The 20,321-nt window shown below is 64.0% G+C and carries 13 protein-coding genes; 4 read left to right on the top strand and 9 right to left on the bottom strand.

Annotated features, from left to right (window positions below; all coding sequences use genetic code 11):
* Window positions 1-40 precede the first annotated feature (40 nt).
* Genes NCT05_RS03735 through NCT05_RS03725 form a run of 3 tightly spaced genes read left to right on the top strand, consistent with a single transcriptional unit; the run spans window position 41 to window position 2,597 of the window.
* Window positions 41-922: a metal ABC transporter solute-binding protein gene (locus NCT05_RS03735; protein ID WP_250501765.1), complete on the top strand. Its 882-nt coding sequence runs from the start codon at window positions 41-43 to the stop codon at window positions 920-922.
* Window positions 919-1,800, top strand: a complete 882-nt coding sequence (locus NCT05_RS03730; RefSeq protein ID WP_008351261.1) for a metal ABC transporter ATP-binding protein — start codon at window positions 919-921, stop codon at window positions 1,798-1,800. The genes NCT05_RS03735 and NCT05_RS03730 overlap by 4 nt, the downstream gene beginning before the upstream one ends.
* 8 nt (window positions 1,801-1,808) lie before the next feature.
* A complete protein-coding gene (locus NCT05_RS03725; RefSeq protein WP_034474383.1) occupies window positions 1,809-2,597 on the top strand; it encodes a metal ABC transporter permease in 789 nt (262 codons plus the stop codon).
* A 115-nt stretch (window positions 2,598-2,712) separates the two neighbouring features.
* Here the strand turns inward: NCT05_RS03725 and fghA are convergent, their stop codons facing one another.
* The 4 genes from fghA to NCT05_RS03705 form a co-directional block, all read right to left on the bottom strand.
* Window positions 2,713-3,561, bottom strand: a complete 849-nt coding sequence (gene fghA / locus NCT05_RS03720) for an S-formylglutathione hydrolase (protein ID WP_250501764.1) — start codon at window positions 3,559-3,561, stop codon at window positions 2,713-2,715.
* A 22-nt stretch (window positions 3,562-3,583) separates the two neighbouring features.
* Entirely contained in the window at window positions 3,584-4,690 is a 1,107-nt protein-coding gene (locus NCT05_RS03715; RefSeq protein ID WP_008351283.1) for an S-(hydroxymethyl)glutathione dehydrogenase/class III alcohol dehydrogenase, read from the bottom strand.
* A gap of 27 nt (window positions 4,691-4,717) precedes the next feature.
* Complete coding sequence (locus tag NCT05_RS03710) at window positions 4,718-5,932, bottom strand: AGE family epimerase/isomerase (RefSeq protein ID WP_250501763.1); 1,215 nt, start codon at window positions 5,930-5,932, stop codon at window positions 4,718-4,720.
* 108 nt (window positions 5,933-6,040) lie between these two features.
* The gene (locus NCT05_RS03705; protein ID WP_250501762.1) at window positions 6,041-7,474 is read right to left on the bottom strand and encodes a xylulokinase; all 1,434 of its coding nucleotides are present in this window, start codon (window positions 7,472-7,474) and stop codon (window positions 6,041-6,043) included.
* Window positions 7,475-7,808: 334 nt separating this feature from the next.
* Between NCT05_RS03705 and NCT05_RS03700 the strand changes: the two genes are divergently transcribed.
* Complete coding sequence (locus tag NCT05_RS03700) at window positions 7,809-9,200, top strand: nucleobase:cation symporter-2 family protein (protein WP_008351297.1); 1,392 nt, start codon at window positions 7,809-7,811, stop codon at window positions 9,198-9,200.
* A 79-nt stretch (window positions 9,201-9,279) separates the two neighbouring features.
* Here NCT05_RS03700 and NCT05_RS03695 read toward each other — a convergent pair whose 3' ends face one another.
* From NCT05_RS03695 to NCT05_RS03675, 5 genes are all read right to left on the bottom strand, one after another.
* Complete coding sequence (locus NCT05_RS03695; RefSeq protein ID WP_175979857.1) at window positions 9,280-10,740, bottom strand: efflux transporter outer membrane subunit; 1,461 nt, start codon at window positions 10,738-10,740, stop codon at window positions 9,280-9,282.
* 1 nt (window position 10,741) lies between these two features.
* Window positions 10,742-13,921 carry an efflux RND transporter permease subunit gene (locus NCT05_RS03690; RefSeq protein ID WP_250501761.1) on the bottom strand — a complete coding sequence of 1,060 codons (3,180 nt, stop codon included), beginning with the start codon at window positions 13,919-13,921 and terminating at the stop codon, window positions 10,742-10,744.
* 17 nt (window positions 13,922-13,938) lie between these two features.
* Window positions 13,939-15,138: an efflux RND transporter periplasmic adaptor subunit gene (locus NCT05_RS03685; RefSeq protein ID WP_250481490.1), complete on the bottom strand. Its 1,200-nt coding sequence runs from the start codon at window positions 15,136-15,138 to the stop codon at window positions 13,939-13,941.
* 477 nt (window positions 15,139-15,615) lie between these two features.
* Window positions 15,616-17,142, bottom strand: a complete 1,527-nt coding sequence (locus NCT05_RS03680) for an efflux transporter outer membrane subunit (protein ID WP_008351304.1) — start codon at window positions 17,140-17,142, stop codon at window positions 15,616-15,618.
* Between the two features lies 1 nt (window position 17,143).
* The gene (locus NCT05_RS03675) at window positions 17,144-20,308 is read right to left on the bottom strand and encodes an efflux RND transporter permease subunit (RefSeq protein ID WP_250433812.1); all 3,165 of its coding nucleotides are present in this window, start codon (window positions 20,306-20,308) and stop codon (window positions 17,144-17,146) included.
* Between the last annotated feature and the right edge of the window lie 13 nt (window positions 20,309-20,321).

The raw sequence follows: 20,321 nt of genomic DNA, 5'->3' as shown, positions 1-20,321 counted from the left end.
ATCGCCGCGTCTCAAGAACATCTCACTTGCAAGGAAATCGATGAAACTCGCGCACGTCCTGACCTGCTTCGCCCTCGCGCTCGGCTTTTGCAGCGCGGCATCGGCACAGACCGCGCGCGTGCCGGTCGTCGCGGCGGAGAACTTTTACGGCGACGTCATTCGCCAGCTCGGCGGCGATCACGTGCAGGTGACGAGCATCCTCAACAATCCGGACGAAGACCCGCATCTCTTCGAAGCCAGTCCCAAGACCGCGCGCACGTTGCAGCACGCGGCGCTCGTCGTCTATAACGGCGCGGATTACGATCCGTGGATGGACAAGCTGCTCGCGGCATCCAAGAGCAATGGCAAGCGCACGGCGATCGTCGCGGCGAAGCTCGTCGGCAAGAAGGGCGGCGACAATCCGCACCTCTGGTACGACCCGGCGACGATGCCCGTCGTCGCGAAGGCGGTGAGCGCGTATCTCGTGAGCGCGGACCCGTCGCACAAGAGCGATTACGACGCGCGCCTCGCAGCGTTCCTCGATTCGATGAAACCGATCGACGCGACCGTCGCGCAGATGAAGTCGCATTACAAGGGCGTGCCCGTGACGGCGACCGAGCCGGTGTTCGGCTACATGGCCGATGCGATCGGCTTCGAGATGCGCAACCAGCGCTTCCAGCTCGCGTCGATGAACGAGACCGAGCCGAGTCCCGCCGACATCGCCGCGTTCGAGAAGGATCTGCGCGAGCGTCGCGTGCATGTGCTCATCTACAACAGCCAGGCGACGGGCGCGCTGACGAAGCGTCTGCTCGACATCGCGAAGGACGCGCATGTGCCGAGCATCAGCGTGACGGAGACTTTGCCCGCGAAGAAGACGTATCAGCAATGGATGCAGTCGCAGCTCGACTCGCTAGCGGGCGCCTTGCAAGGATGGCAGCGATGAATGCGACGATGCAGCCCGCGCTCGAAGTCGATCGCGTGACGCTCGCGCTCGGCGGGCGCGAGATTCTCAACGACGCGAGTTTCACGGTGAAGAACGGCGAGTTCATCGGCGTGCTCGGGCCGAACGGCGCGGGCAAGACCACGCTGATGCGCGCCCTGCTCGGACTCGTGCCTGTGAAGAGCGGGACGATTCGCGTGAATGGCGAAGCGGTCGTGCGCGGCAATCCGTCGATCGGCTATATGCCGCAGATACGCACGGGTCTCGCGAACCGGCGCGTGCTCGGCCGCGATTTCGTCGCGATGGCCGCGGATGGTCATCACTGGGGACTGCCGCATCGCAATGCCCGCATCCGTGCGGATGTCGAGCGCGTGCTGGAGCTCGTCGGCGCGCATCAGCTTGCTTCGCGTCCGTTGTCGGAGTTGTCGGGCGGCGAGCGCCAGCGTCTTTTGCTCGCGCAGTGTCTGCTCGGCAATCCGCGTCTGTTGCTGCTCGACGAGCCGCTGATCAGCCTCGATCCACGGCATCAGACGGGGGTCGTCGAACTCGTGCGGCGGGTGCAGCGCGAGTTAAACATCACCGTGCTGTTCTCGGCGCACGAACTCAATCCGCTGCTCAATTCGCTCGACCGCGTGCTTTATCTCGGCAGCGGGCGCGCGGCGCTCGGCACTGTCGATGAAGTCATTTCGAAGCCGGTGCTCTCGCGTCTGTACGGCTCGCCCATCGACGTGATGCGCGTGAACGGCCGCATCTTCGTGATGTCGGGCGATGTCGAAATCGACAAGCTCGATCACGCGCACGAGGAAGGCGGAGAGCACGAGCATGAACACGATCACGGCCATGAGCACGATCACGGCCACAGCCACAGTCACGTCAAATAGAAAGCGCAATGTTCGAATACGACTTCATGGTGAATGCATTCGCGGCGTCGGGGATCGTCGCGGTGCTGTCGGGGATCGTCGGGTATTTTCTCGTGCTGCGCGGACAGACCTTCGCGGGTCACGCGTTATCGCACGTCGGCTTTACCGGCGCGACGGGCGCGGTGCTGCTCGGCATGCCGCCGCTCTGGGGGATGGTCGGATTCACGCTCGCGGCGGGCGTCGGGATGGGTGCGCTCGGCGAGCGGCTCTCGGGCCGCGATGTGGCCATCGGCGTGATTCTTTCTCTCTCGCTCGGGTTCGGGTTGCTGTTTCTGCACTTCTTCACCGCGTATGCGACTCAGGCTACTGCGCTTCTGTTCGGCAACGTGCTTGGCGTGAGCCATGACACGCTGGTCGTGCTTGCCGGGCTCGCTGTCGTCAGCCTCGGTGCGCTTGCGGTCATCATGCGGCCTTTGTTGTTTGCGTCCTTGCAGCCGGAGCTCGCGGAGGCCAAGGGCGTGTCGTTGCGGCTCGTCTCCGTGATGTTTCTCGCGATCACCGCGCTGGCAGTCGCGGCTTGCACGCAGATCGTCGGGGTGCTGCTCGTTTTTGCGTTGATGGTCGGGCCCGCGGCGGCGGCGCAGAACGTCACGACGCGATTGTCGTCAGGGCTCGTGCTTGCGGCGCTGTTTGCACTCGCACAGGCTTGGGTTGGGCTTACGCTCGCCTTCTATACCGATTGGCCTACTAGTTTCTGGATCACTATGCTGGCTGCGGTTGTTTATGGGGCGAGCCTGTTGGGAAAGCGGGGGAATTGATTTCTTCGCTGGAGCCCGTGATCGCGTCGGTCTGTCAGCAATGCCGCCCCGCACAGGGGCAACGCTAATAGACCGACACGATCACGGGATCCGGCAACAAAAAGAAGACCAAACCTCACCGACACAAAACCCGCGCATGATGCGCGACATGCTCCCCGACGAAGGTAGAAATAAAGAAATACCCGTGGTCATAGCCTTCATGCCGCCGCACGATCAAACTGTGTCCGGCATCACGCGCATTGCGCTCCAAGACATCAGGGTGCAACTGCTCGGCGAGAAACTGATCCGCCAGTCCCTGATCGATGAGAATCCCGCCTTCGAACCGGGCAGCCGCATCGCCGAGAATCAACTCGCTCGCATCGTACTGCGCCCACGCCGAACGATCATCGCCGAGATAGCCAGAAAACGCTTTCACGCCCCACGGACACTGCGACGGCGCCGCAATAGGCGCAAACGCCGACACACTCCGATAAAGATCCGGATTGCGCAACGCGAGCACGAGCGCCCCGTGCCCGCCCATCGAATGCCCGAAGATGCCGATACGATCCTCTCGCACCGGCAACTCCGCGAGAACTGTCTCGCGCAACTCCTGCGTCACATACGAGTACATGCGATAACGCCGCGCCCAAGGCTCGCGCGTTGCATCGACATAAAACCCCGCGCCGACGCCGAAATCCCACGAATCCGTCTCGCCCGGAATATCCGCGCCACGCGGCGAAGTATCCGGCGCAATCAGCGCGATGCCGTGCTCCGCCGCGTAACGTTGCGCGCCCGCCTTGATCGGGAACGTCTCTTCGGTGCAAGTCAGGCCGGCGAGATAAAACAACGCCGGCACCTTCGAAGAAGACGCGGCAGCAGGCAAAAAGACGGAAAAGCGCATCGGCAGGCCGACAGTCTGCGATTCATGCCGATAGATGCGCTGCACGCCATCGAAACAACGATGTTCTTCCACGAGTTCCAGCATCGCGTTTTCCTCGCTCAGTAGCTCAATAGATGACGACGGAACGAATCGACTCGCCCTTCTTCATCAGGTCGAAGCCGTCGTTGATCTGCTCCAGCTTCAGATGATGCGTGATCAGATCGTCGATGTTGATCTTGCCTTCCATGTACCAGTCGACGATCTTCGGCACATCCGTGCGGCCGCGCGCGCCGCCGAACGCCGAGCCCTTCCATTCGCGGCCCGTGACGAGTTGGAACGGACGCGTGCTGATTTCCTGCCCCGCCGCCGCCACGCCGATGATGAACGACTGGCCCCAGCCCTTGTGCGTGCATTCGAGCGCCTGACGCATGAGCGTGGTATTGCCGACGCATTCGAACGAATAATCCGCGCCGCCATCGGTCAATTGCACGATGTGATCGACGACGTTCTCCACTTCCTTCGGGTTGATGAAGTGCGTCATGCCGAACTTCTTCGCGAGCTCGACGCGGCCCGGATTGATATCGACGCCGATGATCTTGTCCGCGCCGACCATCTTCGCGCCCTGAATCACGTTCAGGCCGATGCCGCCCAGCCCGAATACGACGACATTCGCGCCCGCTTCCACCTTCGCCGAATACACGACCGCGCCGACGCCCGTCGTCACGCCGCAACCGATATAGCAGATCTTGTCGAACGGCGCGTCCTCGCGCACTTTCGCCACCGCGATCTCCGGCACGACGATGTAATTCGAAAACGTCGACGTCCCCATGTAATGGAACAGCGGTTTGCCATCGAGCGAGAAGCGCGAAGTCGCATCGGGCATGAGGCCTTTGCCTTGCGTCGCGCGAATCTTCTGGCAGAGATTGGTCTTGCGCGACAGACAGAACTTGCACTCGCGGCATTCCGGTGTGTAGAGCGGAATGACGTGATCGCCTTTTCGCAACGTGCCGACGCCCGGCCCGACATCGACGACGACGCCCGCGCCTTCATGCCCGAGAATCGCGGGGAAAATGCCTTCCGGATCCGCGCCGGAGAGCGTGTAGTAATCGGTGTGGCAGATGCCCGTCGCCTTCACCTCGATCAGCACTTCGCCCGCGCGCGGACCTTCGAGATCGACCTCTTCGATCGTCAACGGCTTGCCGGCTTCCCATGCGATTGCTGCTTTCGTTTTCATCGTCTGACTCCCAAGGTTGTGATTGTTTCAGCGCACGATATTCAGGACTTCGTAGCATGCGCCCATCGTGTGATAGTCCGTCTTGCCCGCCGGGCTTTTCTCGTCGCTGTACTGGCGATTGTCGCGCGTGAGAATGCGATACCACGCACCCCACTTGTGATCGACGAAATGCTCCCAGCTATAAGTCCACAGGCGGTCGTAATCGTTCCAGTAACGCGCGGCAAGCGCCGCGTCGCCATCGCGTTGCGCGCGATCCGCGAGCAGCGCGGCCGCCGCGAACGATTCCGCCTGAATCCAGAAATACTTGTCTTCGTCGTAGAACTTGCCTTCGGTGTCGAAGCCATAGACCATGCCGCCGTGCTCGTGATCCCACGACAATTGCAGCGCGCGGTCGAACAGCTCGCGCGCACGCGTGACGTGCCACGCCTCCGGCCGATGACGATCGAGGATCAGCAGCAGCTTCGCCCATTCCGTCTGATGCCCAGGCTGAAAGCCCCACGGCCTGAAAATATTGCTGCGATCGCCCTTGTTGTAGTCCCAGTCGATCGACCAGTCCGGCTTGTAGTGTTCCCACACGAGCCCGCCCGCGAGCGCGGCCTGCCGATTCACCATGTTGTCCGCGAGCAGCGCCGCGCGATCGAGATAGCGCGCTTCTCCGGTCGCTTCGAACGCGGCGAGCAGCGCTTCGCACGTATGCATGTTCGCGTTCTGCCCGCGATAGTCGGACACTTGCCAGTCCGCGCTCGCCTCGTCCTTGTAAAGGCCGTGCTGCGCGTCCCAGAAGTGCGTCTCCATCAGATGCCAGGTTTCGTCGAGATACGCGCGCGCTTCGTCGAATCCGGCTTCGACCGCCTTCGCATACGCGAGCACGACGAACGCGAGGCCATAGCAATGATTCGTTGCATCCGTGACGTCGCGGCCGTTCAACGTCCACGCATAGCCGCCCGTCTGCGGATTGCGATGAACCGCGCGCAGATATTCGATGCCATGCGCCACGCCGCCGCGATATTCGTCGAGGCCGAAGTGCTTGTAGGCCATCGCATAGTTGAAGACGAAGCGGGTGCTCGACACGAGATGACGCGACGTGCGGTCGTAGATCGTGCCGTCGTTCTTGTAGAAGTGGTAGAAGCCGCCCGCCGGGTCCATGCAGTGCGGATGATAGAAGGTCATCGTGCGCAGCGCGTGATCGAGCAGGAACGCGCGCGAGCGGAAATCGGGATGTGACGGTGACGGTGCGGGCATGGCTGAGTTCGATGTTGTCGTGACGAAGCGAGCTTCAGTTACCGCTCATATGAAGCGTCGCTTCATACTCCCCGGCGCGCATGGCGTCGGGATCCAAGGCACGCAAGTTTAAGCGGACTCGCGCCCGATCGCGAACCAGTCTTCGGTGCGCCGGTACAGATCGATGAAACGGGCGAGCCGCTGATCGAGCGACGGATTCGGACGCGGCGTCGCGGCGAGCGTCGACTTCGGTGCGAGCGAAGCGATATCGCCGATGCGCCACTGCCCCGCCGCGATGCCGCCGAGCAGCGCCGCGCCTCGCGTCGCCGCGTTCGGGCAATCGACGGCGCGCAGCTCGACGCGCAATGCATCGGCGAGCAACTGCCGCCAGCGCGGATCGACGGAGCCGCCCCCCGCGAGCAGCATCGCATCGAGCGGCGTGCCGTTGGCGCGAATCGCGTCGAGTCCCGCACGCAATGCGAATGCCACGCCCTCGAACGCGGCGCGCATCATCGTGCCGCGCGTGTCCTCGAGGCCGAGTCCGAGCCAGCCGCCGCGCGCGTTCGGGTTCATCCATGGTGAGCGTTCGCCGCTCAGATACGGCAGAAAACTCACCGATGCACTCGCGGACGCGGCGAAGGCGTCGTCGTAGGCGTCGGGCCACGATGCGTAACCGAGCCAGCCGCGCACCGCTTCCAGCGCGACGCCGACGTTCTGCATCGCCGCCATGCGATACCACGCGCCGTTGGCCGCGCGATACGTGTGCAGGCCGTGCACGGGCGCGGGCGCGTCGGCGCACATGACGACGATCTGCCCGCCGGTGCCGGTGGTGAGGAGCGCGTCGCCATCGGCGCAAAGGCCGCTGCCGAGCGCAGCGCACGGCGTATCGCCGGCGCCGACGGCCATCGGAATGCCCGCTTCGAGACCGAGCGCGGACGCCGACGCCGCAGACAACGCGCCGCCGACTTCATGCGATGCCGCGAGCGGCGCGAACCACGCGCGCGGCAAGCCGAGCCGGTCGATCAGCGCCTCGTCCCATTCGCCCGATGGCGCGGCGAGCGCGGTCGCGCACGCATCGGATGCATCGGTGACGAACGCGCCGCCGAGCTTCGCGCGCAGCCAGTCTTTCGGCTGCAAGGCCCAGCGCGTTTGCGCCGCGATCCGCGGTTCGTTCGATGCGAGCCAGCGCAGCAACGGCCCCGCCATGCCGGGCGCGACCGGATTCGGCTGCGGCTCGCGCCACGCGTCGAGCAGATCGCGGGCACGGGTGTCGGGCCACAGCATCGCGGGGCGAAGCGCGTGGCCATGCGCGTCGGTCAAAACGACGCCGTGCATCTGCCCCGAAAAGCCGATGCCGCGCACCGCTTGACGCTCGTTGGCGGGCAAACGCGATGCTGCGTCGACGAGCGCGGCATGCCACGCATCGACGCTGGTTTCGGCCCAGCCGGGCTGCGCGCTCGTCACCGCGTACGCCGCACTCGACGACGCGATGTCGCGTCCGGCTTCATCGACGATCGCGAGCTTGAGGGAGCCCGTGCCGAGATCGATGCCTAAAAAACGCATGGGATTCCGAGTCTGAAAAGGCGTTAGGGAAAACGCGTAAAACGGGGGTTAACCCCGCCATCGCGCGATGAACGTGAAAAATGGACTATACGCGGGGCGTGATGCACATCATAACGACCGTCCGAAGATCGCGGCCTTCCGTCAGGCGACGAATTTCCCTTGATTTGCGTCAAACCCCTTGTGACAGGGCCGTTCGCACGTTTGCGCCGCTCGCGGCGCGCGAGACCCATATCGGCACGCGAACGCGACGTATAGCGCCGCGTGGTCTTGTTCATGGTTGCCGATGCACTTAACTTGGAGGCCATTCAAATGGAAGTAGACATAGGAGAGAGACATGGCTTCAAGTTCGGTGAACCCGTCGGTGCATCCGTGCGACGAACGGCTCCCCGCCGGTCAACTGCTGACGCTCGGCATCCAGCACGTTCTGGTGATGTACGCGGGCGCGGTGGCGGTGCCGCTGATCCTCGGCGCCGCGATGGGCCTGCCGAAAGATCAGGTCGCGTTTCTCATCAGCGCGGATCTGTTCTCGTGCGGCGTCGCCACGCTGATCCAGACGCTCGGCCTGTGGATCTTCGGCATTCGCCTGCCCGTCATCATGGGCTGCACCTTCGCCGCCGTCGGCCCGATGGTCGCGATCGGCACGAATCCTTCGCTCGGCATTCTCGACGTGTTCGGCGCGACCATCGCGGCGGGCGTGATCGGCATCGTCCTCGCGCCGATGATCGGCAAGCTCCTGCGCTTCTTCCCGCCGGTCGTGGTCGGCACGGTGATCGCGGTGATCGGCCTCTCGCTGATGGGCGTGGGCATCAACTGGGCGGCGGGCGGTATCGGCAATCCCGACTACGGCAATCCGGTCTTCCTGCTGCTGTCGCTCGTCGTGTTGTCGCTGATTCTGCTCATCAACAAGTTCGCGCGAGGTTTCATCGCGAATATTTCGGTGCTGCTCGGGATCGTCGTCGGCTTCGTGATCGCCGCGATGCTCGGCCGCGTCGACATGGACGGCGTCGCGCACGCGCCGTGGGTCGGCATCGTGCTGCCGTTCCACTTCGGCATGCCGCATTTCGATGCGCTCTCCGTCGCGACGATGGTCATCGTCATGTTCGTGACGTTCATCGAATCGACGGGCATGTTCCTCGCGGTCGGCGATCTCGTCGAGCGTCCGGTCGACCAGAAGGCGCTCGTGCGCGGCTTGCGTGTCGACGGTCTCGGCACGCTGATCGGCGGCATCTTCAACTCGTTCCCGCATACGTCGTTTTCGCAGAACGTCGGTTTGATCGGCGTGACGGGCGTGAAGAGCCGCTTCGTCTGCGCGACAGGCGGCGTGATTCTCGTCGTGCTCGGCCTCTTTCCGAAAATGGCGCAGGTGGTGGCGTCGGTGCCGCCGTTCGTGCTCGGCGGCGCGGGCATCGTGATGTTCGGCATGGTCGCGGCGAACGGCATCAAGACGCTGTCGCGCGTGGACTTCTCGAAGAATCAGCACAACCTGTTCATCGTCGCGGTGAGCGTCGGGATGGGCATGGTGCCGGTCGTCGCGCCGAAGTTCTTCACGCAACTGCCGCACGCGCTGGAGCCGATCCTTCACAGCGGGATTCTGCTGGCGTCGGTGTCGGCGGTGGTGTTGAACATCGTGTTCAACGGCGTGCGCAAGGAACGCGACGCCGAACGCGATGCGCGTGAAGCCGCGCATGAGTTCGAAGGCGCGGCCCATGCGGGCGACGCGCACTGAGGAGTTTGGGCTGTGCTTGCGTTGAGCGCCGCGGCGGGAGCCGCGGCGTTTTTTTGTTTATCGAAGCGAGGGCCGCGCGTCAGCCCGCATCCGCCGCCCGCGGCGCATCGCCCGTCCGCTCGATCCACCCGCCTCCCAGCGCCTGATACAACGTCACGAGATTCGCCAACCGCTGCGTGCGCGCGGCAATCAGCGTCTGCTGCGCCGAATACAGGTCCTGCTGCGCGGTCAGCACGCCGAGATAGCTGTCGACGCCCTGCTTGTATCGCAGCGTCGACAACTCCAGCCGGCGTTGCTGCGCGGCCGTATCGCGCACGAGCGCGGCGATCTGCTGATCGTAGGTGCCGCGCGCGGCGAGACCATCGGCGACATCCTTGAACGCGGATTGAATCGCCTTCTCGTAATTGGCGATCTCGATCTTCTTCTGGATATTCGCGTACTCGAGATTCGCGAACTGATCGCCGTAGATCGGCAAGGTGATGGTCGGCGCAAAGCTCCATCCCGCCGACCCCGCTTTGAACAGACCACCGAGCGTCGGGCTCAGTGTGCCGAGCATGCCGGTCAGCGAAATGTTCGGAAAGAACGCTGCGCGCGCCGCGCCGATGTTCGCATTCGCCGCGAGCAGATTCTGTTCGGCCTCCATGATGTCCGGCCGCCGCAGCAGCAAATCCGACGGCAGACCCGCAGGAATGTCCGCGAGCAGGTTTTGACCGTCGAGCGGCATGCCGCCCGGCAGATCGTCGGGCACCGGCTCGCCGAGCAGCAACACGAGCGCATTGACGGCCTGCGCCCGCGCGCGCTCCTGCGCCTGCAGATTCGCCGCCGCGCCTTCCATCACCGTTTGCGCCTGGCTCACGTCCAGCTCCGACGCGGCGCCGTTGTCGAATTGCAGCTTGACGATCCGGTACGATTCGCTCGCGCTGGCCAGCGTCTGATGCGTCACCTTCAGCAGGTCGTCCGTCTGCAAGACCTGAAGGTACTGCGCCGCCACTTGCGAGACGAGCGAAATCTCCGCAGCCTTGCGCGCATAGGCAGTCGCGAAATATTTCGCGAGCGCCTGATTCCGCATGCTCTGCACCCGACCGAACAGGTCGATCTCCCACGACGCATTCAGGCCCACCGTGTAGGTATTCGAGATGGTCTGATTCAAGAACGACAGATTGTCGGGCTTGCGCGTTTTCGACTGCGCGCCCACGGCGGTGATGGACGGAAGCAGAAGCGTCGTGACGACCTGATACTGCGCCTGCGCGGCCTGCACGTTGAGCATCGCGACGCGCAAGTCACGGTTGTTCTTCAACGCGATGTCGATGAGCCGCTGCAAACGCGCATCGACGAAGAAATCGCGCCAGCCGATATCGGCCGCGGCCACGCCGTTCGCGCTGCGTGCGCCGTCCGGCGTCGCGACCGGCTGCGTCGCGTAGACGCCGTGCGCCGGAAAATTCGCCGACACCGGCGCGGCGGGGCGTTCGTACTTCGGCGCCATCGTGCAGCCGGTCGCCAGTACGGCGACGGCCATTGCAATCAAGGAAAGTCTACGCATGTCAGTGTCCTTCGTTGCCCTGTTGCGCGCGCCGCTGCGCTTCGTAACGCGCGAGCGCGGCATCCGTGTCCTCCTTGTCGCCGCCGAAACGCGAGCGCACCACGACGAAGAACATCGGCACCATGAAAATGGCGAGGAAAGTCGCGGTCATCATGCCGCCGATCACGCCCGTGCCGATCGCGTGCTGGCTGCCCGAGCCCGCGCCGTTGCTGATCGCGAGCGGCATCGTGCCGAGAATGAACGCGAGCGATGTCATGAGAATCGGACGCAGGCGCAGGCGCGCCGCTTCGAGCGCCGCTTCGATCGGCCCCATCTTTTGCGAGAGCTGGAGATCGCGGGCGAACTCGACGATCAGAATCGCGTTCTTCGCCGACAAGCCCACTGTCGTGAGCAAGCCGACCTGGAAGAACACGTCGTTCTCCAGTCCGCGCAGCGACACGGCGAGCAGTGCGCCGACCACGCCGAGCGGCACGACCATGATCACGGAGAAAGGAATCGACCAGCTCTCGTACAGCGCCGCGAGACACAGGAACACGACGAGGATCGAGATGCCGTAAAGAATCGGCGCCTGCGAGCCGGACTGGATCTGCTGATACGACAGCCCCGTCCATTCGTAGCCGATGCCCGCGGGCAGCTTCGCCGCGAGCGCTTCCATCGCGGCCATCGCCTCGCCGGTGGATTTGCCCGGCTTCGCGACACCCTGGATTTCGATCGACGACAGGCCGTTGTAGCGTTCGAGCTTGGGCGAGCCGTAGCTCCATTCGGTCGTCGCGAACGACGAGAACGGCACCATCGAGCCCGACGCGTTGCGTACGTACCAGCTGTTGATGTTCTCCGGCGACATGCGGAACGGCGCATCGCTCTGCATGTACACCTTCTTGATGCGGCTGTCCGTATCGAGGAAGTTGTTCACGTACTTCGACGCCCACGCGATCGAGAACGTCTGGTCGATGCTCGACGGATCGACGCCCTGCGCCAGCGCCTTCTGACGGTCGATGTTCACCTTGAACTGCGGCGCGTCGTTCAGGCCGTTCGGCCGGACCTGCGCGAGCGTCTCGTCCTTCGCGGCCATGCCGAGGAGCATCGCGCGCGCCTGCATCAGCTTTTCGTGGCCGAGACCGGCGCGATCCTGAAGTTCGAAGTCGAAGCCCGACGCCGTGCCCAGTTCGGGAATCGACGGCGGATTCACCGGAAACACGAGCGCGTTCTTGTAGCCCGCGAACGCGCCGTACGTGCGGCCCACCAGCGCTTGCACCTTCTCGTTGGCGCTCGTGCGCTGGGCGAAGTCCTTCAGCCGCACGAAGATGAGACCGGAGTTCTGGCCATGACCGGCAAAGCTGTAACCGTTCACGGTGAACACCGACTCGACGAGCGCGCTTTCCTTCTTCAGCAGATGGCCCGCGACATCGTCCAGCGCGCGCTGCGTCATCTCCTGCGTGGAGCCGGCGGGCGTCGCCACCAGCACGAACATCGTGCCCTGGTCTTCATCGGGCAGGAACGCCTTCGGCAAACGCGCGAACAACATGCCGACCGCCACGATGATCACCACATAGATGACGAGCCAGCGCCCCGAACGCCTGATGACATGCGCCACGCCGCCGTGATACTTCGCCTGGCTCTTCGCGAACGTGCGGTTGAACCAGCCGAAGAAGCCGGTCGTCTTTTCCGTGTGGCCTTCCGGGTGCGGCTTGAGCATCGTTGCGCACAGCGCAGGGGTGAGCACCATCGCGGTGAGCACCGAGAGACCCATCGCCGAGACGATCGTCAGCGAGAACTGGCGATAGATCGCGCCGACCGAGCCGCCCGTGAACGCCACCGGCACGAACACCGCCGCGAGCACGAGCGCCACGCCGACGAGCGCGCCGGTGATCTGACTCATCGCCTTCTTCGTGGCTTCCTTCGGCGACAGTCCCTCTTCGGTCATCACGCGCTCGACGTTTTCGACGACCACGATCGCGTCGTCCACCAGCAAGCCGATGGCGAGCACGAGCCCGAACATCGACAGCGTGTTGATGGAGAAACCCGCCGCCGCCATGATCGCGAAGGTGCCGAGCAGCACGACCGGCACGGCGATGGTCGGAATGAGCGTCGCGCGCAGGTTCTGCAGGAACAGGTACATCACGAGGAACACCAGCACGATGGCCTCGATGAGCGTCTTGACGACGTCGGCGATCGACTGCTTCACGAACGGCGTGGTGTCGTACGGATACTTCACGACGAGACCGTGCGGGAAGAACTTCGCGAGCTCGTCGACTTTCGCGCGCACCAGATTCGCAGTGGCGAGCGCGTTCGCGCCGGTCGCGAGCTGAATGCCGAAGCCGGCAGCCGGACGGCCGTTGTACTGCGTCTCGAAGTTGTAGTTCTCGCCGCCGAGACCGACGCGCGCCACGTCGCGGATACGCACCTGCGAGCCGTCCTGATTCACCTTCAGCAGCACGTTGCCGAACTGCTCCGGTGTGCGCAGCAGCGTCGCTTCGGTGATGGTCGCCTGCATCGACTGGCCCGGCACCGCGGGCACGCCGCCGAGCTGGCCGCCCGCGACCTGCACGTTCTGCGAAGTCAGCGCGTTCTGCACGTCGACCGGCGTCAGGCTGAATTTGGTCAGCTTGTTCGGATCGAGCCAGATTCGCATCGCGTACTGCGAGCCGAAGAGCGTGACGGTGCCGACGCCGTTCAGCCGGCTGATCGGATCCTGCACGTGCGACGCCACGTAGTTCGCGAGGTCTTCGCGGCTCATGCTGCCGTCTTCGGACACGAACGCCAGCACGAGCAGGAAGCTGCTGCTCGACTTGGTCACGCTGATGCCGAGCTGCTGCACGACGGCCGGCAGATTGGGCGTGGCCAGTTGCAGCTTGTTCTGCACCTGAACCTGCGCGATGTCGGCATTGGTGCCGGCCGCGAACGTCAGCGTGACGGTGGCGGTGCCGCTGTCATCGGAGGTCGAGGACAGATACAGCAGATGGTCGAGACCGCTCATCTGCTGCTCGATCACCTGCGTGACGGTGTTTTCGACGGTCTGAGCGGATGCGCCCGGATAGTTCGCGGAAATCTGGATCGCGGGCGGCGCGATGGTCGGATATTGCGCGACGGGCAGCGTCGTCACCGACGCGAGACCCGCGAGCATCAGAATGATGGCGATCACCCACGCGAAAATCGGGCGATCGATAAAGAACTTGGCCATGGACGTGTCTCCCGTCCTTACGCGCCGGAGGCGGCCGTTGCGTCGGCTTTCGCTTCGGCTTTAGCGTCGGCTTTCGCTTCGGGCTGACGCGCGGGCACGGCCTTCACTTCCATGCCCGGACGCACGTGATCGATGCCCTCGACGATCACGCGATCGCCCGCGTTCAGACCGCTGTCGACGATCCAGCTCTGGCCGAGCGTGCCGGAGGTGACGAGCGGGCGCATCGCGACCTTGTTGTCCTTGCCGACGACCATCGCGAGCGCGGTGCCTTTCTGATCGTGCGTGATGCCCTGCACCGGCACGACGAGCGCCTTCGGATTCACGCCTTGCTCGATGCGCGCGCGCACGAACATGCCCGGCAGCAGCACCCGGTCCTTGTTCATGAAGATCGCGCGCAGCGTCACCGATCCGGTCGACGGATCGACGCTCACATCGCTGAATTGCAGCTTGCCCTGCTCCGGATACTCACGGCCGTCTTCGAGGATCAGCGTGACCTTCGCCGCGTTCGGGCCGTTGGTCGAAAGACGCCCTTCCTGAATCTGACGGCGCAGCTTGAGACCGTCGAGACTCGATTGCGTGAGATCGACGTACATCGGGTCGAGCTGCTGGACGGTGACCATCAGCGTCGCCTGCGCCGCCTGCACGTATGCGCCCGGCGTGACCTGGGAAATGCCGGCCTGACCCGAGACCGGCGACGTGACGTCGGTATAGCCAAGCTTGATCTGCGCGGTGTCGATCGCGGCTTTGGCCGACGCGACATCGGCTTCGGCCTGGCCTTGCGCCGCCACGGCGTTGTCGTAGTCCTGCTTGCTGACCGCGTTCGACGCGACGAGCACCTTGTAACGCTCGGCCTGCGCCGCGGTCGAGACGAGATTCGCATGGGCCTTCGCGAACGACGCCTTCGCGTTGTTCAGTTGCGCGATATACGGCGCCGGATCGATCTTGTAAAGGCGTTGCCCGGCCTTGACGAGGCTGCCTTCCGTGAATTCGCGGCGCAGCACGATGCCATCGACGCGCGCGCGCACCTGGGCATCGAGAAAGGCGCTCGTGCGGCCCGAGAGTTCTGTCGTGACCGGCACAGCGGCCGGCTCGACGATGACAACGCCGACTTCCGGCGTGTGCGGCGCCATCGCGGGATGCTTCTCTCCGCAACCGGCTGCCAGCAAGGCGGCCGTCGTGACACCGATGAGGCGGTATGGAATCCGTATGAGACGCATGGAACGCGAGACCTCTGAGGTTACTGACAATGAAAGGCGCGCGTCTTCGCGTTGACCGCGAGCCGCGCGCAATGTGCTGTCGTGCGATGCGAAAGTCGCTGACCGCGGCGACCGGGGCATTCGTGCGGCCCGCGCGCCTTGGATGGGGCTGGCCGCTTTCGGAAGAAATGCGGCCATATTTTTGGGATAACTGAATGTATGCGACGCTCGCGGCGAGCTTCGTCAACGACTTTTTCGAACGATCGATGGAACGGATCGCGCCGTCACGACTGCGGCAAGCAGCCGATTATAGTTATCGCGCGCAGTGAGGAAGACTAAAGAGTAGGCAGATGTGTGGATCTTTGATGGCAACTGAAACAATGTGCCAAGTCTGTTGCATCACCCAGACATCGATGCAAAACGATGTGGAACAAGTTCGAAAGCGCGAAAAAAAGCCCGGCGCGCGGCCGGGCTTCGAGTGCGACGGTTTTAGGCGAATCAGCTCGCCGCGGGCGCCGAGGCTGCTTGCGGCGCGCCTTGCGAGCCGTAGTCGACGGGCGCATCGGCGGGACGCGGCGCGTCGCCGGAACGCTCGATCCATCCGCCGCCCATGAACTGATACAGATCGACGAGGTTCGTCAGTCGATTCAGCCGCGCCGTGATGAGCAGCTGCTGCGCTTCGTAAAGCGCCGTCTGCGCGGTCAGCACCGACAGATAGCTGTCCACGCCATTGCGATAGCGCAGGTCCGACAGCTCCAGACGCCGGCTCTGCGAATTGACGAAGCGCTCGAGCGCCTTGATCTGCTCGTCGAAGGTGCCGCGCGCGGCGAGGCCGTCCGCGACTTCGCGGAACGCGGTCTGGATCGCCTTCTCGTAGTTGGCGATCTCGATGCGCTTCTGCACGTTCGCCAGATCGAGATTGGCCTTGTTCTGGCCGCCCTCGAAGATCGGCACCGTGATCTGCGGCGCGAACGACCACGCAGCCGACCCCGGCTTGAACAGGCCGCCGAGCGTCGGCGACAGCGTGCCGAAGCTGCCCGTCAGCGAGACGCGCGGAAAGAACGCCGCGCGCGCCGCGCCGATATTCGCGTTGGCCGCGAGCAGCGACTGCTCCGCCGCCGCGATATCGGGACGGCGCGTCAGCAGATCGGACGGCAGACCCGCGGGAATGTCGGAGAGCAGATTCTGCGTATCGAGCGGCATGCCGGCCGGCAAATCCGCAGGCAACGGCTCCCCGACGAGCAGCACGAGCGCGTTTTCCGCCTGCGCGCGCAAACGCGACTGCGTCTGCAGATTCGCCTGCGCTTCCTCGACCACGCCTTCGGACTGACGCAGATCGAGTTCGGTGCCGGTGCCGTTCTCGTATTGCAGCTTGGTGATGCGGAACGACTCCTGCGCCGTCTTGAGCGTGTTCTGCGTGACGACGAGTTGATCGTCGTAGGCGAGCATCGTCAGATACTGGTCCGCCACCGACGACACCAGCGAGATCTCCGCCGCCTTGCGCGATTCCGCCGTCGACAGATATTGCGCGAGCGCCTGATCCTTCAGGCTGCGGATGCGCCCGAAGAAGTCGATTTCCCACGACGCATTCAGGCCGACCGAATACTCGTTCGAGATCGTGTTACCGAAGAACGACAGATTCTTCGGCGTGCGCTGCTTCGTCTGCGACGCGGCCGCATCGAGCGTCGGGAACAGACCCGCGCGCGTGATCTGATACTGCGCGCGCGCCGCATCGACGTTGAGCACCGAGACGCGCAGGTCGCGATTGTTCTTCAGCGCGAGCTCGACGATCTTCTGCAGGCGCGCATCGGCGAAGAAATCGCGCCAGCCGATGTCCGGCGCGCTCTGGCCGTTCGCCGTGCGGCCGTTGCTCGCGCTCGAACTCGCATCCGGCTGGTGCGCGTACACGCCGCCTTCCGGAAACGTCTGCGTGACGGGCTCGGGCGGACGCTCGTACTTCGGCTGAAGCGTGCAGCCCGCGGCGAATACCGCCACGGCGGCCGCGATCAAGGAATGTTTAAGCATCTCAGTGTCCTTCCTTACCGTTCGTGCCTTCGATGTCGCCCGACGAACCCGGCGCCGGCACGTCCTTGCTCTTGCTGAACTTGCTGATAACGACGAAGAACATCGGAATCATGAAGATGGCGAGGAAGGTCGCGGTCAACATGCCGCCGATCACGCCGGTGCCGATCGCGTGCTGGCTCGCCGAGCCCGCGCCGTTACTGATCGCGAGCGGCATCACGCCGAGAATGAACGCGAGCGAGGTCATCAGGATCGGGCGCAACCGCAGGCGCGCCGCTTCCATCGCCGCTTCGACCGTCGACATGCCCTGAATCCGCAACTCGCGCGCGAATTCCACGATCAGAATCGCGTTCTTCGCCGACAGACCCACCGTCGTCAACAGGCCGACCTGGAAGAACACGTCGTTTTCCAGACCGCGCAGCGTCGCCGCGAGCAGCGCGCCGAGCACGCCGAGCGGCACGACCATGATGACCGAGAACGGAATCGACCAGCTTTCATACAGCGCCGCGAGACACAGGAACACGACGAGGATCGAGATGCCGTAGAGAATCGGCGCCTGCGAACCCGACTGGCGTTCCTGATAGGAAAGGCCCGTCCATTCGTAGCCGATGCCCGCCGGCAGCTTCGCCGCGATCGCTTCCATCGCGGTCATCGCCTGGCCGGTCGACTTGCCCGCCGCCGCCGCGCCCTGGATTTCAACCGCCGAGATGCCGTTGTAGCGTTCGAGCTTCGGCGAACCGTAGGTCCAGTTGCCCGTCGCGAAGGCGCCGAACGGCACCATCGTTCCGGCGCCATTGCGCACGTACCACTTGTTCAGGTCGTCCGGGTTCATGCGGAACGGACCATCGCCCTGCACGTAGACTTTCTTGATCCGGTTGTCGACGTCGAGGAAGTTGTTCACGTACTGCGACGCCCACGCGATCGAGAATGTCTGATCGATGTCCGATACGGCGATGCCGAGCGCGCTCGCCTTCTCGCGATCGACATTCACCTTGAACTGCGGCGTGTCGTTCAGGCCGTTCGGACGCACCTGTGCGAGCGTCGGATCCTTCGCGGCCATGCCGAGCAGCATGTTGCGCGCTTCCATCAGCTTCGCGTGGCCGAGGCCGCCGCGATCCTGCAGCTCGAAGTCGAAGCCCGCCGCCGTGCCGAGTTCCGGAATCGAAGGCGGATTGACCGGGAAGATCATCGCGTCTTTGTAAGGCGCGAAGTGCATGAACATGCGTCCGACGAGCGCCTGCACCTTCTGGTCGCTGTGCTGGCGTTCCGCGTAGTCCTTCATCCGCACGAACACGAGACCGGAGTTCTGGCCGCGGCCCGCGAACGAGAAGCCGTTCACCGTGAAGACCGATTCGACGATCGATTTCTCGTCCTTCAGCAGATAGTCCTGCACGTCCTTCAGAACGTGCGCGGTGTACTCCTGCGTGGAGCCGGACGGCGCGTTCACGAGCACGAACATCGTGCCCTGGTCTTCATCGGGCAGGAACGACTTCGGCAGACGCAGGAACAGCATGCCCACCGCGACGATCACGACGATATAGATGATGAGCCAGCGTCCCGAGCGGCGAATGACGTGCTGCACGCCGCTGTGATACTTCTCCTGACTCTTGTTGAACGTGCGGTTGAACCAGCCGAAGAAGCCCTTCTTCTCGGGCTCGTGCCCTTCCGGATGCGGCTTCAGGATCGTCGCGCACAGCGCCGGCGTGAGAATCAGCGCGACCATGACGGACAGCACCATCGCCGCGACGATCGTCAGCGAGAACTGACGGTAGATCGCGCCGACCGAGCCGCCGGAGAAGGCCACCGGCACGAACACCGCCGACAGCACGAGCGCCACGCCGACCAGCGCGCCGGTGATCTGCCCCATCGCCTTGCGGGTCGCTTCGCGCGGCGATAAATGCTCCTCCGACATCACCCGCTCGACGTTCTCCACGACCACGATCGCATCGTCGACGAGCAGGCCGATCGCGAGCACGAGGCCGAACATCGACAGCACGTTGATCGAGAAGCCCACCGCCGACATGATCGCGAACGTGCCGAGCAGAACGACCGGCACCGCGATCGTCGGGATGATCGTCGCCCGCAGGTTCTGCAGGAACAGATACATCACGAGGAACACGAGCACGATGCCTTCGATCAGCGTCTTGACCACTTCCTCGATCGACAGTCGCACGAACGGCGTCGTGTCATACGGATACTTCACCACCAGTCCATGCGGGAAGTATTTCGACAGATCGTCGATCTTCTGGCGGACCAGTTTCGCGGTCTGGAGCGCGTTCGCGCCCGTCGCGAGCTGGATACCGAAGCCGGCAGTCGGCTGTCCGTTGTACTTCGTATCGAAGTTGTAGTTTTCGCCGCCGAGCTCGATCCGCGCGACATCCTTCAGCAACACGCGCGAGCCGTCCTGATTCACTTTCAGCAGGATGTTGCCGAACTGCTCGGGCGTGCGCAGCAGCGTCGCTTCCGTGATGGTCGCCTGGAGCATCTGCCCCGGCACCGCCGGCGTGCCGCCGAGCGCACCCGCCGCCACCTGCACGTTCTGGTTCGTGATCGCGTTCTTCACGTCGACAGGCGTGAGCGCGAAGTTCGTGAGCTTGGTCGCATCGAGCCAGACGCGCATCGCGTACTGCGAGCCGAACAGCGTCGTCGTACCGACGCCGTCGATACGCGAGAGCGGATCCGCCACGTTCGACGCCACGTAGTTCGCGAGGTCGTACTTGCTCATGCTGCCGTCTTCGGACACGAACGCGAGCACGAGCAGGAAGCTCGAACTCGACTTCGTGACCTTCGTGCCCAACTGCTGCACGACTTGCGGAAGCAGCGGCGTCGCGAGCTGCAGCTTGTTCTGCACCTGCACCTGCGCGATGTCCGGGTTCGTGCCCGCCGCGAACGTCAGCGTGACGGTGGCCGTGCCCGAGTCATCGGACGTCGACGACAGGTACAGCAAGTGGTCGAGGCCGGTCATCTGCTGCTCGATCACCTGCGTCACCGTGTTTTCGACGGTGCTCGCGGATGCGCCCGGATACGTCGCGCTGATCTGGATCGCGGGCGGCGCGATCGTCGGATACTGCGCGACCGGCAGCGTGAAGATCGACGCCATCCCCGCCAGCATCAGGATGATCGCGATCACCCACGCGAAGATCGGTCGATCGATAAAAAACTTTGCCATGTAACAGGCTCCC

Source organism: Caballeronia sp. AZ7_KS35, assembly GCF_023631045.1.
In the GTDB taxonomy this organism is placed as follows: domain Bacteria; phylum Pseudomonadota; class Gammaproteobacteria; order Burkholderiales; family Burkholderiaceae; genus Caballeronia; species Caballeronia zhejiangensis.
The sequence above is the reverse complement of the archived record's forward strand: the minus strand, read 5'-3'. Positions and strand labels throughout refer to the sequence as shown.